The sequence below is a fragment of the Flavobacterium sp. SOK18b genome (assembly GCF_014156605.1).
In the GTDB taxonomy this organism is placed as follows: domain Bacteria; phylum Bacteroidota; class Bacteroidia; order Flavobacteriales; family Flavobacteriaceae; genus Flavobacterium; species Flavobacterium tiangeerense.
Genome location: NZ_QKNZ01000159.1, coordinates 1 through 1,882, shown reverse-complemented (window position 1 = coordinate 1,882; position 1,882 = coordinate 1). Strand labels below are relative to the sequence as shown.

The window sequence follows — 1,882 nt, the reverse complement described above, 5'->3', positions numbered from 1 at the left end:
TTCGAAATAATTCTTTTTAAGAATCTCTGTTCGTACTTGAATAGCATTATTGTAGAAATAGTCAAATAATTGAATAGCTCCTCTGATAGAAGATATATCCACTTGGTTTTTTGATTCGCTTCCTACTGTTGAATGAATAAGTTGAAGAATTAATGCAAATCGAAGTACATATTGTTGAAGTTTTATTTCGACGCTTCGTTCATAATCAAAGAAAAACTTATCAGGTCTATTATTTTGCCATCTAAATAAGTATTCTTTGGCTTCAGTTTCCATCGTAAAAACAGTAGATATCGTATGATCAGTATCACCTAAATCAATTAGATTATTAATTAGTGTGGTGTAATTGTTGAAAAGTACTTTATTGACTTGTTGGATATTCCAACGCAATATTTTCTCATCGTTTGGATAAACAAATAATAGTCTATCCATGAAACCATTTGTTGATCTTCCATCCTTTCCAAAATCCTTTAAAACGGAAATTTGAGTGCTACCAATAACGCTTACGCAAGGATCTTCTAGCCTAAGAGATTTTCCTGACGCTCTATCTGTTGTAATTTGTGTCCCACTCCATAAACTTAGATATGTTTCGGCCTCACCTGAACTATTGTAACGGTTAAAATTCTTCAGCCATCCATTGAGCTCATCGACATATATGCAAATACCTCGCTTATTGTTACTGTGATTTAAAACTAGGGCTTCAGGTGTAAAATCGCTAAGTAAATATCTTTTAAAGATTGGTTTTTTTTCTTTGTTTTTATTTTCTGAATTTTCTGAATTTGTTCTTTCATATTCAGCTAATTGATTTTCATAGTCTGCATATAATTGGCTCTCTCTGTTCTGTATTGGATTAAAGCAAAATTTTAAAGCTTGTGTTTTTGCATCGCCGGGTTGTCCAACAATTACCATAAAGAGATTTACTTTTTCTAACCATCCATGTTTGACTTCAAGTTTAAATGATTTACCAATTGAAGCTGATGCAGCAGAAAGTATACCTGCTCCAATATAATCTATCGGAAATAAATGCTTATCATGAATCTCTATAATAATCTCTTGAATGGCTTTTGGATAAATTTCTATTGGAAATAAGTTTCCTTTATTGTCTTTATATTTCAAATAATCATTTTCCAAATCCACCAGGTCAATTCGTCCTTCTATTTGATTATCTTTGTGTTGCGATTCAAAGATTTTGCCCTTTTTACTTTCAGGAGTAAAAGGGGCATTATTTTTTAAGTTGACCATCTTTATACCTTTTTGTTGGTATAATTAACTGCTTCTTGTTTAAGTTGAGAAACAGATTTTGATTTGTTTTGTAAAAGCCATTCGTCAATCTCAGTTTTAGTAAAGAAGAGTGTTCTGTTATTAGGTTTCGAATAGGGGAGTATATTAGTATGTACTAGTTTATATACATAACTTTTTGAGAACCCCGTGTAGTTTACAACATCGTCAACAGTGAAGATTTGTTTGTTTGTCCCAATTATAAGTTTTTCTAATTGGGTTAATTTCTGAATAATAGCATTGCTTTCCATAAGTGATATGTTTTATCGTTATGGTAGCAAATGTCACTAAAGTAAAATTTGGAAAGGTTAACTTGTTAATGTAGTTAACTATATTTCTATTACTTAAAAATTGATTCTATTAGTTTATAATTTTTGGGTTGCATTCCGCTTTTAGAAACTGAGACATAAATTGATTTAGCTTTTATCTTACCATTTTTATTTTCAATTTTCCCCAAAAGCTCAATAGAGGTTAAGTTTATTTTAATATTTAAAAATTTATAAATAGAGTTAATAAAAAAATTGAATTGGATATTGTCCATATTAAAGTAAACGATTGAGTTATGAGATTCACTATCACTTGTAAAAACTTTTATAAAGTCTTCTTC

At 29.9% G+C, this 1,882-nt stretch carries 3 protein-coding genes; all 3 read right to left on the bottom strand.

The features are described from left to right. On the bottom strand, positions 1–1,239 hold a 1,239-nt coding region (locus DNC80_RS15630; RefSeq protein ID WP_182652012.1), incomplete at its 3' end, for a DUF3987 domain-containing protein. Positions 1,240–1,241: 2 nt separating this feature from the next. Continuing rightward, positions 1,242–1,526 (bottom strand): AlpA family transcriptional regulator, encoded by a 285-nt coding sequence (locus tag DNC80_RS15625; RefSeq protein WP_182652011.1) that lies wholly within the window; start codon positions 1,524–1,526, stop codon positions 1,242–1,244. Between the two features lie 89 nt (positions 1,527–1,615). Then, a partial coding sequence (locus DNC80_RS15930) for a hypothetical protein (RefSeq protein WP_220485268.1) occupies positions 1,616–1,882 on the bottom strand: 267 nt, incomplete at its 5' end.

Bases quoted from the DNA above. Each gene is read 5' to 3' on its own strand.
- DNC80_RS15625 (WP_182652011.1), bottom strand. From the start codon at position 1,526: ATGGAAAGCAATGCTATTATTCAGAAATTAACCCAATTAGAAAAACTT.